Source organism: Neisseria sp. 19428wB4_WF04 (assembly GCF_015235335.1).
In the GTDB taxonomy this organism is placed as follows: Bacteria; Pseudomonadota; Gammaproteobacteria; order Burkholderiales; family Neisseriaceae; genus Neisseria; species Neisseria musculi.
The window spans coordinates 1-19,089 of sequence record NZ_JADGLG010000047.1; the positions used below are offsets into that span (position 1 = coordinate 1).

Genomic DNA, 19,089 nt, shown 5'->3' on the forward strand with positions numbered 1-19,089 from the left:
CCGGGGCTTTTGCCAACGATACGGCTTTGACTGCCGCCATGTCGGACAGATTACTCCGCCATTGTCATGTTGTTCGGATAAGTGGAGAGAGTTACCGTTTGAAGGACAAAAAGAAGATAGGCATTGCACCTGTGATAAAGGAGATTTACCCCCCGTGGGATGGTTACAACCAAACTGCCGGTTCCGGTTTTAAAGTGATCAGTTTTTGAATCGTAAGTGAAATTATGAGAAACGCTGTGGGATTAGATATATCGCAAGATACCTTTGATGCCGCCGCAATCATTAACGGCTGCCGAAAAATGCGCGATTTCACAACAATGGCAAAGGCTTTGAAAACCTGAAAGCATGGTTGGATAGCTTCGGCTTTGATGATTTGCATATTTTCATGGAAGACACAGGAAACTACTTTGAAGATGTTGCCAACTATATCGGCTGCTATTACAAAGTGCCTGTTATCAACCCTTACAAAATCAGTAAATACAACAAAAGCCGATTCCAGCGAACCAAAACAAACAAGATGCCAAGCTGATAGCCCAATACTGCCATACCGCCTTAGACAAAAACCTGTCGATTAGAAATACCGTATTGGTTTTTCATTACAGGCTAAAGCGCGTATTGGCACTATACGAAAGCCCAAAACCCAAAAACATCCGAAAAGAACCACCTGAAAACCGCCAAAGACTATTTGATCAAGCAAGATTCATTCGGAGCAAATCAAGTATCTTTCCGAACAAATCCGCATCGTTCAAAATAAACTGAACACCATCAAGCAGCGGCTGAAATTCAAAACCTTTTCAGACGGCCTAAAAACCATTCCCGCTGCCAGCAGCCTGGCTGCCGCTATATTCACAAACTATCTTTAAAATAAAGATAGGATCTTTAGCTGCCTAACGGTGTGCCGAAGTTAAACCAAAATTCACATTCTTTCAAGAACAGTGGGAAGGATTTTCGGTCAATAACGTTATATTTGCGCAAGACTCGCTGTGCCTGATTCCAAAAATTTTCAATGCCGTTGATATGGTTTTGGCAGTCGGCAAACGCTTTGGAATGGTTGATGCGGTGGTGGGTAAAACCGCTTACACCCAGCTTGCCACGAATGCTCAGGCTATCCGTGCAAACGATATTGTCCAGCATGATTTTCTTTTTGACTACAGGCACTAATGTCTCAGATTCGGCATCACCGGCTACAACCGTATCAATCTGATTGTGCCGTTTCAGAATGCCGAAAAAAGCCACTTTCCCTGCTGCACCCGCGTCCGCGTCTGCCTTTGTGGTGACCGCCGGAACAGCTTTTATCCGGCTAAAATTTCATCGGCAGCAGTGTTAAATGACGGCTGATGAGTTGGCGGATTTTGCGGTAGAGCAGAATAGCGGAGTTAGGCTGAATGCTCAAAATATCAGCAGCGAAACGGGTAGTAACTTGGAGTACAAAAAATTCAAGCAGTTTCTTTTGAACTCTCTTGCTTAAGTTGCAATTGGTTATCTGCATTTTCGTAGCTTGGCATAACTGCCAATCTACGTCAGTCCCTAAAAATAAGCGGAAAATTCAAAAACGCAAACCAATTTGCTTCGCTAGCCGGCTTAAACCCTCAAGCAAAGAATTAGGTAAATACGCTAGAGGCAAAACCAACCCAATACAGAAACAAGCTGTTCCGATCTACCCTCTTCATGCCTGCCATGGCAGCGCAGCATTTAATAAGGTACGACTATTAATAAGGTGCGACTATTTCTCCACACTCATAAAACCTCTGAAAGCCAAAAAACAAGCCGTTGATGATTGTACTTGCTGCTATCGTGCGCAAATTAGCCGTTATCGCTTTTTTACCTTTACAGAAAAGGTGAAAAGTTTGATTCCGAACGCTACAAACCCGTGCAAAACCAACATAAAATAACAAATTGGATTTTGCTGGAAAGTCAAGCAAAGCCCACTTTAAATCGATACATCTCTGCGCAAAATGCGGCACTTAAATATCTAATCTATGCAAAACAACAGCATACAAAAATACTTAAAGTGCACTTAAATTTCAAAGTGTTATCTTTGCAAAATACCTTAAGGCGGTTTGAGGTTGAAATTGCTCAAATACGCATCGGCATCACGATATATTTGAAATTAGGGTTATCCGGAATGGTAAACAGCGTTGATCGGTTGGCATCGCCGAACGCCAGCTGCATATCATCGGCATGGACGTTACGTAATACATCCATCAGATAACCGATATTGAAGCCCACCTCCAACTCCCCGCCCTGATAAGCAATTTCCAATTCCTCACGCGCCTCCTCCTGTTCGTTGTTGCTGCACACCACGCTCAGCAGGCCGGGACGTAGCAGCAGGCGGGCACCGCGGAATTTTTCGTTGGCTAAAATGGCAGCACGCTCCAGCGCACCGAGCAGTTGAATACGGCCCACTAGAAAGATTTTGTCGTTGTCCAGCGGAATCACTCGGTTGAAATCGGGAAACTTGCCGTCCACCACTTTGCTCACGATAACGGTATCATTGCAGCGGAAGCGCACCTGATTATTCAGCAGCTCCACGGTAATCGGCTCGGCGGGATGGTTCAACAGTTTGAAGAGTTCCAGCACGGTTTTGCGCGGCAGAATCACCTCGGCTTTGGGCAGATCGGCATCGATAGTGATACAGGAATAAGCCAAGCGGTGGCCATCGGTGGCAACGAGGCGCAGCTGGCTGCCCTCCACCTGCATCAGCAGACCGTTGAGGTAATAGCGGATATCTTGCACAGCCATGCTGTATTGCACTTGCGAGAGCATACTTTTGAAAGCTTCCTGCGGCAGTGAGAATGCGACACTCACATCTTCTCCCACACTCATCAGAGGGAAATCTTCGGCAGGCAGGGTTTGCAAGGCGAAACGGGATTTGCCGGCTTTAAGGGTGAGGCGGTTTTGCGCCCAATCCAGTGCCACCAGCGAACCTTCGGGCAGTGCACGCAGAATATCCTGCAGTTTTTTGGCATTGGTGGTTACGCGGAAATCTTCGGCCTCGCTGTGGGGGCCGGAGGTGTTAATCTGGATCTCTAAATCGGTTGCCAAAATATTGGTTTGCCCGTGTGTGTTTTCGAGCAATACGTTCGACAGAATCGGCAGCGTATGGCGGCGTTCAACAATGCCGGTTACTGCTTGCAGCGGCTTGAGCAAAGCATCGCGTTCGGCTTGTAAAATCAACATGGTTTATCCCTTCAGGCTTTTAGTTTTGGATAATAATCAACAGTTTTTCGTAATCTTGGGCCAATTCGGCGTCTTCTTCGAGCAGTTTGGCCACAGCTTTCACGCCGTGCATCACCGTGGTGTGGTCGCGCCCGCCGAACGCATCGCCGATATTGGGCAGGCTCAGGTTGGTGAGCTCTTTGGTCAGACTCATTGCCACCTGGCGCGGACGGGCAATGTTGCGGGTACGTTTTTTTCCCAATATATCGCTGATTTTTATGCGGTAATATTTTGCTGTGGCATCGATAATCAGATCGGCAGTGATCACTTTGTACGAGCTGGCCACGATATCTTGCAGGGCATTGCGCGCCAAATCAATGTCGATCGGCTTTTTTAAAAAACGGCTGCTGGCGCTCACGCGGTTGAATGCGCCTTCGAGTTCGCGCACGTTTGATCTGATTAAATTAGCGATAAAAAAAGCGGCATCTTCATTGAGGGCCACGCCTGCGGCTTCGGCTTTTTTCTGTAAAATCGCCACACGCATTTCCAACTCAGGCGGCTCCAGCTCCAAGGTCAAACCCCATGAAAAACGCGATTTCAGGCGCGCGTCCATATCTTCTATCTGGGTGGGCAACACATCGCAGGTTAAAATCAACTGCTTTTTCTTATTGTGGAAGTGATTGTAAAGATAGAAGAATTCTTCCATCGTCCGGTCTTTACCCTTGATGAACTGAATGTCATCGATAATCAGCAGGTCGTACTGCTTGTATTGTTGCTTGAATACATCGTAGCTGTTGGTACGCACGGCATTCATAAAACTGCGCACATAATCATCGGAGTGCATATAGCGCACCTTGGCATCGGGTCTGTTTTTCAGCAATTCATGACCGATGGCCTGCACCAGGTGGGTTTTCCCCAAGCCCGTGCTGCCATAAAGAAAAAACGGGTTGTAGCCCTGCCCCGGATTCTCGGCTATCGACTGGGCGGCCGCAGCGGCAATACGGTTGCCTTTGCCTTCTACCAGCGTGTCAAACGTATAGTCGGCAGACAGATTGGTTTGGCCGTGTTGCGCCCCCCTCTCGGAACGGGCCGGCGGCCGGCTGTCTGCTGCCTCTTTTTTAGGTTGGACTTCTTTAGGTTTGGCTTCCGCTTCAACGGATTTGGACTGCGTGCCGTTGGGCGGCAACTGCCTGATGCGCTCTGCCACAATATCGCGCGCGCTTTTTCCCGGCGCAGCTTTTCCGGCCGCCGCTTCTGTTTCAGACGGCCTTTTTTCTCCGCTTTGGCCGTCTGAAAGGTTTTGCGCCATCGTATAAGCCTGCCCCTTGCCGGTTTTATACAGTAACACCGGCATCTCGGGCGCCAGTTCGGCACGGACAGTTTCAATGGCCGCAGCAAAACTGTTTTTCAACATATTGACGGCAAATTGATTTTTTCCATACACCACCCATATGCCGCTTTCTTCGCCTACGGTTAGCGGCGCAATCCAGGTTTGAAACTGCTGCACCGGCAAGGTGTCATATAGGCGGCGCAAACATTGCGGCCAAAATTCTGCAAGCGTCATATCAGGTGCCTGATTATAGCGTTTTTATACAAAATAAATAATGTGAAAGTGCCCCGCTGATGCTGCACCGCACAGAGCCGCAAACAGAACACTTTCCAATCAACAGATTAAAAACAGTAGGCCGTTGTTTTTCAGACGGCCTGTTGCATCATTGCAAAGATTCGGAAGATTATACCGAAAATTATCCACAACCGCCATCGGCAGCAGCAGTCAAAGAACACTCTCAAACATGGTTCGCAACAGCACGACCGGCCGTCTGAAACAGCCGCAGCCAAACGGCAGCCGGCGCACAACGCAAAGCGGGCAACCGTTTGCACAAGCTGTTTTATTAATTGACAAAACCCTAAATTTAAGGTGTAATCCGCAGTTTGATTTTCTGCCACTTAGGAAACAGACATGAAACGCACTTACCAACCCTCAGTAACCAAACGCAAACGCACCCACGGTTTTCTGGTCCGCTCCAAAACCCGCGGCGGCCGTGCCGTTTTGGCTGCACGCCGCGCCAAAGGCCGCAAGCGTTTGAGCGTATAATTTTGAGCCGGGGCTTCGCCAAACGTTACCGCCTGCTGAAAACGGATGACTTTTCATCCGTTTTTGCGTTTAAAAAACAGCAGGGTTCGGCACTCATACAGATTTTCTACCTGACCGGCAACGGTTTGAACCACGCCCGTTTGGGCTTGGTGGTCAGCAAAAAAACCGCCAAACGCGCGCATGCGCGCAACTATATGAAACGGGTGGTGCGCGAATGGTTCCGCTGCCATAAAGAAACATTGCCGCCCAACGACTTTGTCGTGCGCATACGCCGCCCTTTCAACCGTGAAACCGCCGCCGAAGCCCGCCTGCAGCTGGCACAACTGATGCGCAGAATATCCTGATGGCCGCCAAACTGCTGCTGTGGCTGATACGGTTTTACCAATACGCCGTCAGCCCGCTGATTCCGCCCCGCTGCCGTTTCACGCCCACCTGCTCGCAATATGCCTTGGAGGCAGTGAAAAAACACGGTGCGCTCAAAGGCGGCTGTCTGGCACTCAAACGTATCGCCCGCTGTCATCCGTGGGGCGGCAGCGGCTGCGATCCCGTGCCTTAGCACCTGTTTTATACGCCCCGCAAACACCAACGCATTTCAGACGGCCTGCCGAAGCCGGCATATTTTTCCACCACCCGCATACTGTTCTATATAATGCCGTCTGAAAACAAAGCCGTCTGAAACTGCCGCCGGGCATTACGGCCCGACAGACCGTCTGCTTTCCCGGGCCGCTGCGGCAAACGGGCTGATGTACGGGCTGCGGCGGCAGTTTTTTTGCCCCACCCTACAAGTATCACCAGGAAGATTCTATGGACTTCAAACGATTAATGGTTTTTTTCGCCGTGGCTGCGGCGATTCTGTTTGGCTGGGAGCAGATTTTCCCCACGCCCAAACCCGACCCGGCCCGACAACAGGCTGCACAAACCGCACAGCAAAGCGCCGCGCAGCAGACAGGCCCTGCTGCCGCACTCACGCCCACCGTGCCGGTTACCGTAACCACCGACACGGTTAAAGCCGTTATCGATGAAAAAACCGGCAACCTGCGCGGCCTGACCCTGTTGAAATACAACGCCAGCAGCGATGAAAGCAAAGATTTCGTGCTGTTTAACGACAGCAAAGCTCACACCTATATCGCCCAATCCGAATTATTGAATTCAGACGGCCAAAACGTGTTGAAAGGCCTCACCTTCACCGCCGCGCAGAAACAATACACCCTCAACGGAGATAAAGCCGAAGTGCGCCTGAGCGCGCCGGAAACTGCCGGTTTGAAAATCGACAAAGTCTATACCTTCACCCAAGGCAGCTACGTCATCAATATGCGTTACGATGTAACCAACTCGGGCGGCGCGCCGGTGAAGCTTGATGCCGTTTACCGCCTGCTGCGCGACAGCAGCAAGCCCGAAGGCGAAGGTTATTTCAACCAAACCTATGCCGGCCCGGTGGTTTACACCCCTGCCGGCGAGTTTGAAAAAGTGCCGTTCGGCGATTTGGACGATGACTACCATTCCGGCAAAGACCAAGCCGAATATGTGCGCAAAACCGACAGCGGCTGGCTGGGCATGATTCAGCACTACTTCATGGCCACCTGGATTCTGCAGCCCAAAGACGGCCAAACCGTCTGCGCCGCCGGTGCCTGCCAAATCGATTTGAAACGCCGCAGCGACACCCTCTATTCCGCCGCCGTACGCGTGCCCTTGGCCGCCGTGCCTGCGGGCGGCAAGCTCGGTGCAGGCATCGATTTATATGCCGGCCCGCAAACCACCAGCGTGATCAGCAAAGTGGCCGACAATCTGCAACTTGCAAAAGACTACGGCAAAGTACACATCTTCGCCTCACCGCTGTTTTGGCTGCTCAACAAACTGCACGACTTTGTCGGCAACTGGGGCTGGGCCATCGTGCTGCTCACCATTATTGTGAAAGCCGTTCTCTACCCGCTCACCAACGCCTCTTACCGCTCGATGGCAAAAATGCGCGCCGTTGCCCCGCGCCTGCAGGCGTTGAAAGAGAAATACGGCGATGACCGCATGGCCATGCAGCAGGCTATGATGCAGATGTATAAAGACGAAAAAATCAACCCGCTCGGCGGCTGCCTGCCGATGCTGCTGCAAATTCCGGTGTTTATCGGTTTGTATTGGGCGATTTTCTCTTCGGTGGAACTGCGCCAGGCACCGTGGCTGGGCTGGATTACCGACCTGAGCCGCCCCGACCCGTGGTTTATCCTGCCGGTTATCATGGCTGCCACCATGTTTGCCCAAACCTATTTAAACCCGCCGCCCACCGACCCGATGCAGGCCAAAATGATGAAAATCATGCCCATGATTTTCTCGGTGATGTTTTTCTTCTTTCCCGCCGGCCTGGTGCTTTACTGGGTGGTAAACAATATTCTCACCATCGCGCAGCAGTGGTATATCAACCGCAAAATCGAGCAGCAGCGCAAAGCGGGTGAAATATTGGATGCCGGCAAATAAAACACCGCCAAATGCATAAACCGAGGCCGTCTGAAACAGATTTCAGACGGCCTTTTCCTTTTTCCTCCCGGCCTGCGAAACCGCTGAAAACGCTTACGCAATCAGGTATAATGCGCCCATTGTTTTGCCGTTTGGACACCCGCTTTTCAAACGGCCTGCCCCATTCCAATCAGCAGGAAACACCCTATGAGCAATCAAGAAGAATACGGTGCCGAGAGCATACAGGTGCTCGAAGGCTTGGATGCCGTGCGCAAACGCCCCGGCATGTATATCGGCGATACGCAGGACGGTTCCGGCCTGCACCACATGGTTTTCGAAGTGCTCGACAATGCCATCGATGAAGCACTGGCCGGCCACTGCAACCAAATCACCGTTGCCATTAACGCCGACAATTCCATCACCATCGAAGACAACGGCCGCGGCATTCCCACCGGCATCCACCCCAAAGAAGGCCGCTCTGCCGCCGAAGTGATTATGACCATTCTCCATGCCGGCGGCAAATTCGACAACAACAGCTACAAAATCTCCGGCGGCCTGCACGGCGTGGGCGTATCGGTGGTAAACGCCCTCTCCGACTGGCTGCGCCTCACCATCTGGCGCGACGGTAAAGAGCATTTTGTCGAATTCAGGCGCGGCGCCGCCGTTGAGCCGCTGAAAGTGGTGGGCGGTGCGCCCGAAGGCAAAACCGGCACCAGGGTTCAATTTATGGCCGGCGAAGAAACCTTCGGCAATATCGAATACCATTTCGACATTCTCGCCAAACGCATCCGCGAACTCTCGTTTCTCAACAACGGCGTGGGCATCAAACTCACCGATATGCGTGACGGTAAAGAGGAAGACTTCGCCTTTGCCGGCGGCGTGGCCGGCTTCGTGCAATACATGAACCGCAAGAAAACCCCGCTGCACGAAAAAGTGTTTTACGCCGGCGGCGAAAAAGACGGCATGGGCGTGGAAGTGGCAATGCAGTGGAACGACAGCTACCAAGAATCGGTGCAGTGCTTCACCAACAACATCCCCCAGCGCGACGGCGGCACCCATCTCACCGCCCTGCGCCAAGTGATGACGCGCACCATCAACCACTACATCGAAGCCAACGAAATCGCCAAAAAAGCCAAAGTGGACACCGGCGGCGATGATATGCGCGAAGGCTTGACCTGCGTGCTTTCCGTCAAACTGCCCGACCCCAAATTCTCTTCGCAGACCAAAGACAAACTGGTTTCCGGCGAAATCGGCCCCGTGGTAAACGAAGTGATCGGCCGGGCGCTGACCGACTTTCTCGAAGAAAACCCCGCCGAAGCCAAAACCATCTGCGGCAAAATCGTTGATGCCGCCCGTGCCCGCGAAGCCGCCCGCAAAGCCCGCGAAATCACCCGCCGCAAAGGCGTGATGGACGGCTTGGGCCTGCCGGGCAAACTGGCCGACTGCCAAGAGAAAGACCCTGCCCTATCCGAGCTTTACCTCGTTGAGGGCGATTCGGCCGGCGGCTCGGCCAAACAGGGGCGCGACCGCAAATTCCAAGCGATTCTGCCCCTGAAAGGCAAAATCCTCAACGTGGAAAAAGCCCGCTTCGAAAAAATGCTCGCCAGCCAGGAAGTCGCCACCCTGATTACCGCGCTGGGCGCAGGCATCGGCAAAGAAGAGTTCAACCCTGAAAAGCTGCGCTACCACCGCATCATCATCATGACCGATGCCGATGTGGACGGCGCCCATATCCGCACCCTGCTGCTCACCTTTTTCTACCGCCAGATGCCCGAGCTGATCGAGCGCGGCTATGTCTATATCGCCCAGCCGCCGCTTTACAAAGCCAAACACGGCAAGCAGGAGCGTTATCTGAAAGACGAGTTTGAAAAAGACCAATGGCTCTTGGGTTTGGCCTTAGACAAAGCCAAAATCGTTTCAGACGGCCGCACCATCGAAGGCACCGAGCTCGAGCAGGCCGCCAGGCAGTTTATGCTGGCCAAAACCGCCATCGCGCAGGAAAGCCGTATGATTGACGATTCGGTGCTGCACGCCATGCTGTATGCCGGGCCCGTGAGTTTGTCCGATGCCGCCGCTGCCGATGCCGCCATCGCCGCGCTGATGCCGCTGCTTGACGAAAAAGAAGTGGCGCTGGAGCGGTTTGAAGGCAGCGAAGGCAGCCACTTCATCAAAATCACCCGCAAACTGCACGGCAATGTGGCAGTGAGCTATATCGAGCCGAAGTTTTTAAACGGCAAGTCCTACCAAACCCTCAGCCAGGCCGCCGCGCAGCTCAACGGCCTGGTGGGCAAAAACGCCAAACTGTATAAAGGCGACAACGAATACGGTATCAACAGCTTTGAAGACGCTCTCGAGATTCTGCTGCAAAATGCACAAAAAGGCATGAGCATCCAACGCTATAAAGGCTTGGGCGAGATGAACCCCGAGCAGCTTTGGGAAACCACTATGGATCCCGCCGTGCGCCGCCTGCTGAAAGTGCGCATCGAAGACGCTATCGCCGCCGATGAAGTGTTTGTTACCCTGATGGGAGACGAAGTCGAACCGCGCCGGGCGTTTATCGAAAACAACGCCCTGATTGCGCAGAATATCGATGCTTAACCGCCTTCGGCAAAGTAAGCGGCCTCAGCCTTTGCAAAAACAGCTTCATGCCGTCTGAAAAACAGCAATTCCATCGTTTGCGCACCGGCCGGAATCCGAATGAACCTATTGAAGCATTGCCTTAACCCATAGCAGTGCCAAGCGTTTGGATTCCTGCCCGCATAAAAATAACGGCAGATATTTCTTGCCGTGTTTTTTGAAGGTTCTGCAAAGGCTCAGGCCGTCTGAAAACGCAAACCGGCCCTGCCCGCGCTTTCAGACGGCCTGAGCCTTTGCAGAACCTGTATAGCTCAATCCGCCGCATCACCATGAAACCGCTTCATTTTGGATACAAAACAGCAAGGCGAGGCAATATGGTGCAGCATCCTGTGGCGGAAATGAAGCGGATTCAAGGCGGCGGGCGGCAGTAATACACGCAACACCACAAAGCAGGCCGGCACCGCATGATTGGGAAACAGATTAGTGATACAGTGTATTCACCTTAAGTTCCCAGCACAAGGCAGCCAACCGCCGGCAGTACCCATCAAACAGACAATCCGAAACCGGCTCTGTTGGCTCGGGCGGCCTGCACATCGTTTTCTTCGAGCCGAAGTGCAGCAACGCCGCCACACAGAAATAAAAGAAATCCACTATCATGGCAAGGCGCAACACCCCGCGCAGACGAAGCAGATTCCCTACAGTATCCTGCCGTACAAACCGCTCTTTTATCCTGCTTCCTTTTGACCCTTATGACACACAGCAAACCCATCTCTCAGGCCGTCTGAAACACCATGATTCCCGTTTACTCCACCGAAACCGCCGCCGAAGCCGCACTCAGCCTGATCGGCCGCTTCGGCTTAACCGTATGCAGCCGCCAACCCCGGCAGGGCGAATATCTGCTGGCCGATTCAGGCGGCCTTTCGTTGTGCCGCGCAGGCGAAAAAGGGCGTGTGCGGGCAGACTTCGCCGGCGGGGCGGCGCAATACCGCCGTACCAAAGGCGGCAGCGAACTGATTGCCAAAGCGGTAAACCACACCGCCGCCCCCACCGTTTGGGACGGCACCGGCGGCTTGGGGCGTGATGCTTTCGTATTGGCTTCGCTGGGGCTGCGCGTGTATGTGTTCGAGCAAAACTCCGCCGTTGCCGCCCTGCTTTCAGACGGCCTGCGCCGTGCGCTCGAATGCCCCGAGACTGCCGCCGTTGCCAAACGCATCACCCTGCATTTCGGCGATACCTGCACGCTGCTGCCCCAACTGGCCGCCGCCGAAGGCCGCCCCGATGTGGTTTATCTCGACCCGATGTATCCCGAAAGCCGCAAAACCGCCGCCGTCAAAAAAGAAATGGCTTATTTTCACAGCCTGGTGGGCGCGGCGCAAAACGAAGGGGCGCTGCTTGCTGCCGCCCGCGCCACCGCAAAAAAGCGCATTGTCGTCAAACGTCCGCGCCTGGGGGAATTTCTCAACCACCAGCCGCCCGCCTATCAATACACGGGCAAAAGCACGCGGTTTGATGTTTATCTGCCGCTGCCACCCGTTTAGGGCATATCCGCCGGCAAGCGTTGCGGCAGTATTTTTGGTAAGGTCTGCATCTGCTTAAAAAATGCGCGCAAGATGTCCAATCTTGCCGCGCTTTTGTTATCTGCGGATTTTTTCCAAAAATCCGCTTTACAAACCTTCTGACGGCACGCCTAAGCAATCATCCCGCTTTGATTGAGCAAAAACAACACCGTAAAGCCGCTTAAATACAATAAACCGATCCAGGCCAGCCACATCAGCCACGGTTGCAGCCTGTGTTTGCCCTTGCGCACCAGTGCCAGGTTTAAATAAGCAAAAACCGGCGTGCTCACAAACGAAGCAATCATTGCAAACTTCAGCATCGCCAATACCGCGCCTTTGAAAAACAGCATCACACACAAGCCGGAAGCGGCGGCAAAAATAATCCACACGGCCAAGATGCGGTTGCTGCGCTCTCTTTGCGGATGGCGCAAAATCAGCCGCAGCGATTCCATATTGGTGCGCGAATAGCCGTCAATCACCGTAATCGTGGTGCCGTACATACAGGCAAACGCAATAAACGCCACCAGCCAGCGCGACCATTCGCCGATGGTTTGCGCATACATATCAATCAATTGGCCGATATAGGCTCCGCCTGCCATTTTCACTTCGGTTCCCGTGCCGTATTGCACCAGCGCGCCCAAAGCGAGAAACACCACCGCCAAAACGGCGGTGCTGATGTAGCCCACGTTGAAATCGAACAGGCCGTCTTCATAGCTTACTTTTTCCAGCTTGCGCTTGGCGGATACCCACATCGAGTTGATGGCCGAAATCTCGATCGGTGCCGGCATCCAACCCATCAGTGCCACGATAAACGCCAGCGCGCCGAGATTCCACGGGCTGGGCTCGATAAAGCCCGGCTGCATCTGCGCACCTTTGCCGGCGGCCACCGCCACCGCCGCCACCGTAGTGAGGGTAAGGCTGACCATAATGATTTTCGACATACCGTCCACCGTGCGGTAAGGCCCCACCAGCAACAGCAGCACGGCAGAGGCCAACACCGCAGCCGAAAGTGCGTTCATCGACCATTCGCCCGGCAGCACAAAGCTCAGAATCGCGGCACACAACATACTCACCGCTGCCGTGTTAATCACCGTGGCACACAGGTTCAGCACAAAAAACACCCATAAATACACGCGGCTTTTTTCGGCATAACCTTCGAGCAGGCTCTTGCCCGTTTCGAGCGTGTATTGCGGGCCGAAACGGAAAAACGGGTATTTAAACAGATTGGCCAGCACAATAATCAACGCCAGCTGCCAACCGTAGAGTGCGCCGGCTTGGGTGGAGGCGATAATGTGCGAGCCGCCCACCGCCGCCGAAGCCATCATGATGCCCGGGCCCATCGCCCGCAACCGCCCGCGCCAATGCAGACAGCCGTTTACCGTTTGCTCTTTCATAGGTCAAACCTTTCACTGTTTTGATGTAAACATCTGTAAATATACGCGATTATACGCAATTGAATGCTTTTTGGCAGGCAATATCATGTTTAAGATGCCGATTCGGCCGCCTGAATAAAACCGGTCAAACTTTCAGACGGCCTGCCGTATAATGAACCAGCTTTTCCGACACCGAAACCCGTGCATCCGCCACAGCGGGCGTGCTTCATTTTCGGTATCGGGCAGCAGCAAGCAGTAGGCAAAGCGCGCCGCCGCAACGGAAATGAAGCGGGTTTACCCTATCCGCAAAACAGCGGCCGCAAGGCCGTAATAACCATAAACTACTCCAAGGACACAACCATGAAAAAAACCGTGCTTACCCTCGGCACCCTCGCCGCCCTTTCCCTGTTGGCCGCCTGCGGCGGACAAAACAGCAGCGCCGCTCCCGCCGCACCGGCACCCGAAACAGCCCAGGCAGCCGCTTCCGGCTCCGCATCCGGCCCCGAAGAAGCTGTGAAAGAGCGCGAAAAGCTGATGAAATCATTTAAAGAAGATGTCGGCACCATGGGCAAAATGGTAAAAGGCGAAACCCCGTATGATGCCGCCGCCTTCCAGGCCGCAGCCGACAGCCTCGCCACCAATGCCGACAAACCGTGGGAGCACTACACCCCCGAAAGTGCCAACGAAGAATCGGAAGCCAAACCCGAAGTGTGGAGCAAACCCGATGAATTCAAACAGGCCGTTGAAACATTCACCACTGCCGCTGCTGCGTTGAAAACCGCCGCCGCTTCCGGCAAACTGGATGATGTCAAAAAACCGTTCGGCGAGGTAGGCCGAAGCTGCAAAGCCTGCCACGACACTTTCCGCGCAGACTGACCCTGCCGCGCCGTTATGCCGAAACCTGTTTGATATGCCCAAACAGGTTTTTTGTTTTCAGACGGCCTGAAATGCAGCAAACCGCAACGTTGCTTATGCTGCCCGTTTTCCGCCCGAATACCTGTTTTGATTTTTTGAAAGTTGCCGCAAATACCGGAATGCACCGCCAAGCCGTGCGGTGCCGGGGCATACGCAACAACCGCCCAAGCACCGTTTTGGCAGAAGCCGCCGGGCAGCAAAAATACCGGTAGCACGGCTTTTCCCGATACCTCAGGCCGTCTGCAACGGCTTTCAGACGGCCTGAAAGATTGTAAAGGCCAGGGTTTCTCCACCTGAAATCTTTGTAAAATGCAAAACACCGCAAGAAGTTTATTTGCCGCCATTTCCGCATAAACGGAAATCCAAATGTTCGGCATGTGGGCACTTTTTAACCGACACTTCAAGTTTCCATCCCCCCCACCTGCGCGGGAATCACAGTATTGTGGAAATACTCATTGCCGGCCTTTCAGACGGCCTGAGAGTATTTTTGCAATGCCCCGCCTGCATCATTTTGAAAAAGGCAGTTATCGCCCAAAACCAATGTTTGCAAGTTTGGCGCGGTTTTGGTTACAAGGGTTCGGGCAATGACACAGGCCGTCTGAAACGGCTTCAGACGGCCTGAAAATATTTTTGCCGCCCCCCCCCTGCCCGGGCGGTCTCTGCCGGCATCTCACCCTGCCAACTGTTTCTGCACCGCCTGCCACACGGCATCAACCGGAATCGCGCACAGCAGGCGGGCGGTATCATTGCTGTTAATGCTGTCGGGGTGGGGCAAGCTGCCGAAATCGCCCGCCCACACCACTTCGGCACGCGCCGAATAAGGCCGCCAACGGCTCACCCAGCTCGGGCCGAACAGCGCCACCTGGGGCTTGTCCAACGCGGCCGCCATGTGCATGGGCACCGAATCCACACCGATAAACAGCCCGGCACCATCGATTGCCGCCGCCAGCTCGCGCAGATTCAGGCAGCCCGACAAAATCCATATATGCATGCCCTTTGGTGCTTTCAGACGGCCGGCGATGTCTGCCAGCATAGCCTGCTCGCCGCTGTCGGGCGCAGCAGTCAGCACCAAATGGCGGCCGCTCTCGAGCAAACGTTGCAGCAATTGGGCGGTTTTATCGTTTTCCCAGCACTTAAACGCCCAGCGCGACCCCGGGTGCGCCAACACATAAGGTTCGCCCTGCCAGCCCCGGTTCTGCAGCTTGCCCTGCAAACTGCGGCGCGTGTCGGGAGCAATTTCCATACGCACACGCGGGCAATAGCCGCCGGCCAGCTGCAACGGACGGAGCACGGCAAGATGGTGTTCGACAATATGGTGTTCGTGTTTTAAATCTTCGCTCAACACGCTGTGGCAAAACCGCCATAACACATTGTCGCGCTTGCTGTAGCGCAAACTGCCGCTGCGTTTGCCGCACAACTTGGCCACTGCTGCCGCACGCCATTGGTCGGAAAGATTGAACACCCAATCATAACGCTGTGCTTTCAAGCTGCCCCACAACGCCCGCTCACATGCCAGCCGTTGGCGCAAACCCAGCTTCTTCCATTGCCGGTCGATGGTGAGAATACGGTTGATTTGGCGGTTGTCGCGCAAAATATCGGCGGTTTCCCGATACACCAGCATATCGATGGCGCAATCGGGATAAGCCTGTTTGATGCGGTCGGCCACCGGCGTGGTTAATAACACATCGCCGTGGTGGCGCAATTTGATAATCAGGATACGTTCCGGCTTAGTCGGCATCATCGCAAGAAAGCTTTCAGACGGCCTCTCCGATCGGATGCGGCCTATTCTAAATAGAAATTCCGAATCATATTGGACGTGCGTTTTAAAAATAAAAATTTAACTAAAAATAACATTCAGACCGACAACCGCAACAACTTTACCAACCATGAGGCATATTTTGATATGCCGTTAAGCTATTGCTTAAAATTTTTAGAAAAACAAAAAAATCTTCTCTATTTTTGCAGGTTAATTTTGTTAAAAATATCAAAATAAATATTACAAAAGCCGGTGTTGCCGGCAACCATGCCGAACGCCCCCTTTTTCAGCGTGTGAAAACCCCATATACTTTCCCGCTTTAATATACCTTTGGCATCAATCACCTATTTAATCAGGAGATAACCATTTATGGCAAATTATGTTGTGCGAACACACGCGAAGCATGGAAAATACATTGATATCCGCCACTTCAAAACCGCAACCAACACCTATAACGATGCGGTTAAAGCCGCATTGGCCGCCGCCCACAAAGAAAAAGCGGCACTATATTTAACCGGCACCATCACCATCAGCGGAGCCATCGAAATCAACGCTGCCACAAGAAACGTAACCGGCATTTTCGGCGACGGCATGGGTAAAACCAAAATCCTGTTCACACACAAACAAACCGGCGTGCATAATCCCAACAGCAATGCTACCGAACCGGAAAAAGCCGGCATTTGGATTAACGGGCAAAACGGTAAATTTGTTTCCGACCTTTCCGTGCAATACAAACACACTGCCGCCACCGATTTTTACCGCACCGGACAAAGCTACTTCGGCAAAATCAGCGGCATTGTCGTCAACGATGCCGACCATACCCTGATCAGCAGAGTAGAAGTATCCGGTGCCAACCGTGCCGGCGTATTGTTTACCTCGACCAGCGCCATATCCAGCGGTGCAAAAGACAACCTGACAAACGGCAAAATCACTGCTGCGCAACTGCCCACCGGCGACAATAATAAAATTATCGACAGCAACCTGCACCACAACCGCGTTTCCGGCGTGATGGTAGCATTTCAAAAAAATTTCACCGCTGAAAACAACACCTTTGCATGGAACGGCCATGAAAAAGACGGCGGCACAGGCTACGGTATTTCACTGATGGCCGGCAGCTACAACAACAGGGCCACCATCACCGGCAACACCACCAACCACAACTACCGCAAAGGCATAGATTCACACGACGGCAATAATATCGTTATCAAAAACAACACATTAAACGGCGACCGTATGTATGGCATCTCCGTAGAAAACCGTCAGTTCAGCATGGATAAAGTTACCATCCAAAACAACACCATCACACAAGACCCTTCTTTCCGCCTCACCAGAGACGACAACACCGGTATTCCCAATGCCGGCAGCGACTATATCGGCTACCGGGGCATCAAATTAGAAAACAAAGGCCAAGACTGGCAAAAATTCATCAACCCCAAAGCCGGTGTGTTCAACATCAGCAACAATACCATTAACAACCTCACTGACGGCTTGGGCATCACCCGCGCCATCGAGGCCCGCAACAATGAAAAAGATGTCAGCTACACATTAAATATTTCCAATAACAAACTAGCCGGCTCTTCGGCCGACAACCTCATCAGCATATTCGGCAAATCAGACAACTCCCATACCGCAGCCGTGGAAGCCGGTCCCGGAAGCGGAAATATCCGCATTATCGGCAATAACATGTCGGTAAAAAAAACAACTGCCGCACCGATTTATATCGAGGAAAAACAGAATACCGACCGCCTCAACGGCAGCGTTGTCGTTAACAACAACACCCTGAAAATAGATCAAACCGAAGGCGCCACCAAAGCCGTAACCATTGAAAGCAACGCCGCCACCGTGTCAGTAACCAATAACGCATTCAACGTAAGCGGCGGGCAGCCCTCACAACCGGTTATCCGTGCAACCGGCACCAGCAAGAGCTATAAAGGCAAGCTCACCATTGCAGACAATACTTTCGATACCGACTCATCCAAAGCCTTTGAAAACGGCGACTGGCTGAAAACAGAGCAAATCAACACCTTGCGCGTTATTTCCAATATTCACAGCGAAGCAGCCGGTATAGCGGGCAACAACGGCGCTACCCCCGCATCAATCGCAGCCCTCAAAAAAGTAACCCTGTCAGCCAGGGCATTTCCCATTGAAGCCGAGTCCGATGAAAGTGCCTTTGCAGATATAGGCACCACCACCATCAGCCGGGCCGCCACCGAAAACATCGTTGTCCATACCAATGCAGCCATACGCAGCGCAAACACACCGCAAACCGGCGGCACCGAATTGTTAGACACTGCCCGACCGGTAAATTTGGGCAAACTGGGTATCGACACATCCGAAACCGCACCGGCCAATACCGCCGACCAAAGTTATGCCGTATCGGCACAAACAGGCGGCGCGATGCTTCAGGAAGATCAGGCAGCCGCCGTGCTATAGCGGAGCCCGCTTTATTTTTGCTGCAGCCCCGCACCCCGAGCGTGAGAGAGCGCTTTTGTTAAACCATCCAAGCGGCCGGCTGTCTGTAGTGCCTGCTGTCCGGTATCGGGAAACTACAGGCCGTCTGAAAAACCTTTCAGACGGGCCGATAAAGCCAATCCGCCCAAATAAATATAAAACAGCAAACCGCAGCGGGTGCCAAGCAAACCAACGCTGTTATGATTCGCAAGTGGGTTCGCTATGTCGATACCGGAAACCGCCCGATTTCAAACAATCAAAAACAACTTGAAACTTACTGCTGCGGTTTCAGACGGCCTATAAGAGCCGGAGCTTCTGCCCAAACCGTGGCAGCCATAGAAAATGTTCCGCCCCTTATAACCAAACTTGTTTTAGCTGTCTTTTTGTTTCAAAAGCAATTTAGCTGCAAAACAACCGGCCGGCGGCACTTGACGGAACCCCAATCAGGCCGTCTGAAGCACATATTCTACGCCATAGCAGATTCGCTTTATTCTCGATACCCGGCATCAAACCGCAGGCACTACAGACAGCCGGCCGCTTGGGTGGTTTAACAAAGGGGCTGAAGTAGATTAGCCCTAAACACCACACCAAAGCCGCAAAGTTTTTAACTGCTGCTTTGGTGTCCCGAAGTTAAAACGAAACTCACATTCTTTCAAGAACAGAGGAAAAGATTTTCGGTCGATTCCGTTGTATTTGCGCAAGACACGTTTCGCCTGATTCCAAAAATTCTCAATGCCGTTGATATGGTTGTGTCGGTCGGCAAAC

The 19,089-nt window shown here is 52.8% G+C and carries 13 protein-coding genes and 3 pseudogenes; 10 read left to right on the forward strand and 6 right to left on the reverse strand.

Annotated features, from left to right (window positions below):
* A pseudogene (locus IR141_RS14025) lies at positions 1–122 on the forward strand (ATP-binding protein); the annotation flags it as partial.
* A 757-nt stretch (positions 123–879) separates the two neighbouring features.
* On the opposite strand, the pseudogene IR141_RS09680 reads toward IR141_RS14025, so the two are convergent.
* From IR141_RS09680 to dnaA, 3 genes and pseudogenes are all read right to left on the reverse strand, one after another.
* Positions 880–1,489: pseudogene (locus IR141_RS09680) on the reverse strand (IS1595 family transposase).
* 587 nt (positions 1,490–2,076) lie between these two features.
* Positions 2,077–3,180: a DNA polymerase III subunit beta gene (gene dnaN, locus IR141_RS09685; RefSeq protein WP_135036561.1), complete on the reverse strand. Its 1,104-nt coding sequence runs from the start codon at positions 3,178–3,180 to the stop codon at positions 2,077–2,079.
* Positions 3,181–3,199: 19 nt separating this feature from the next.
* Positions 3,200–4,723, reverse strand: coding sequence for a chromosomal replication initiator protein DnaA (gene dnaA, locus IR141_RS09690; protein WP_135036564.1), 1,524 nt, complete (start codon positions 4,721–4,723; stop codon positions 3,200–3,202).
* Positions 4,724–5,119: 396 nt separating this feature from the next.
* Between dnaA and rpmH the strand changes: the two genes are divergently transcribed.
* From rpmH to IR141_RS09720, 6 genes are all read left to right on the forward strand, one after another.
* Complete coding sequence (gene rpmH, locus IR141_RS09695) at positions 5,120–5,254, forward strand: 50S ribosomal protein L34 (protein WP_135036567.1); 135 nt, start codon at positions 5,120–5,122, stop codon at positions 5,252–5,254.
* A 2-nt stretch (positions 5,255–5,256) separates the two neighbouring features.
* Positions 5,257–5,598: a ribonuclease P protein component gene (rnpA, locus tag IR141_RS09700; protein ID WP_135036570.1), complete on the forward strand. Its 342-nt coding sequence runs from the start codon at positions 5,257–5,259 to the stop codon at positions 5,596–5,598.
* A complete protein-coding gene (gene yidD, locus IR141_RS09705) occupies positions 5,598–5,810 on the forward strand; it encodes a membrane protein insertion efficiency factor YidD (protein WP_209304419.1) in 213 nt (70 codons plus the stop codon). Before rnpA ends, yidD begins: the two co-directional genes overlap by 1 nt.
* Before the next feature lie 248 nt (positions 5,811–6,058).
* Positions 6,059–7,717, forward strand: a complete 1,659-nt coding sequence (gene yidC / locus IR141_RS09710; RefSeq protein WP_135036576.1) for a membrane protein insertase YidC — start codon at positions 6,059–6,061, stop codon at positions 7,715–7,717.
* 186 nt (positions 7,718–7,903) lie between these two features.
* Positions 7,904–10,294 carry a DNA topoisomerase (ATP-hydrolyzing) subunit B gene (gene gyrB / locus IR141_RS09715; RefSeq protein WP_135036579.1) on the forward strand — a complete coding sequence of 797 codons (2,391 nt, stop codon included), beginning with the start codon at positions 7,904–7,906 and terminating at the stop codon, positions 10,292–10,294.
* 770 nt (positions 10,295–11,064) lie between these two features.
* Positions 11,065–11,811, forward strand: coding sequence for a class I SAM-dependent methyltransferase (locus tag IR141_RS09720; RefSeq protein ID WP_135036582.1), 747 nt, complete (start codon positions 11,065–11,067; stop codon positions 11,809–11,811).
* Positions 11,812–11,960: 149 nt separating this feature from the next.
* Here the strand turns inward: IR141_RS09720 and IR141_RS09725 are convergent, their stop codons facing one another.
* Positions 11,961–13,223: an NRAMP family divalent metal transporter gene (locus IR141_RS09725; protein WP_135036585.1), complete on the reverse strand. Its 1,263-nt coding sequence runs from the start codon at positions 13,221–13,223 to the stop codon at positions 11,961–11,963.
* A gap of 339 nt (positions 13,224–13,562) precedes the next feature.
* Here IR141_RS09725 and IR141_RS09730 point away from each other — a divergent pair, with 339 nt between their 5' ends.
* A complete protein-coding gene (locus tag IR141_RS09730) occupies positions 13,563–14,078 on the forward strand; it encodes a cytochrome c (protein WP_135036588.1) in 516 nt (171 codons plus the stop codon).
* Positions 14,079–14,559: 481 nt separating this feature from the next.
* Positions 14,560–14,739 carry a hypothetical protein gene (locus IR141_RS09735; RefSeq protein WP_135036591.1) on the forward strand — a complete coding sequence of 60 codons (180 nt, stop codon included), beginning with the start codon at positions 14,560–14,562 and terminating at the stop codon, positions 14,737–14,739.
* 48 nt (positions 14,740–14,787) lie between these two features.
* Here the strand turns inward: IR141_RS09735 and rfaQ are convergent, their stop codons facing one another.
* The gene (rfaQ, locus tag IR141_RS09740) at positions 14,788–15,858 is read right to left on the reverse strand and encodes a putative lipopolysaccharide heptosyltransferase III (RefSeq protein WP_135036594.1); all 1,071 of its coding nucleotides are present in this window, start codon (positions 15,856–15,858) and stop codon (positions 14,788–14,790) included.
* Positions 15,859–16,242: 384 nt separating this feature from the next.
* Between rfaQ and IR141_RS09745 the strand changes: the two genes are divergently transcribed.
* Positions 16,243–18,306, forward strand: coding sequence for a right-handed parallel beta-helix repeat-containing protein (locus IR141_RS09745; RefSeq protein WP_135036597.1), 2,064 nt, complete (start codon positions 16,243–16,245; stop codon positions 18,304–18,306).
* 593 nt (positions 18,307–18,899) lie between these two features.
* Here IR141_RS09745 and IR141_RS09750 read toward each other — a convergent pair.
* Positions 18,900–19,089, reverse strand: a pseudogene (locus IR141_RS09750) (IS1595 family transposase); the annotation flags it as partial.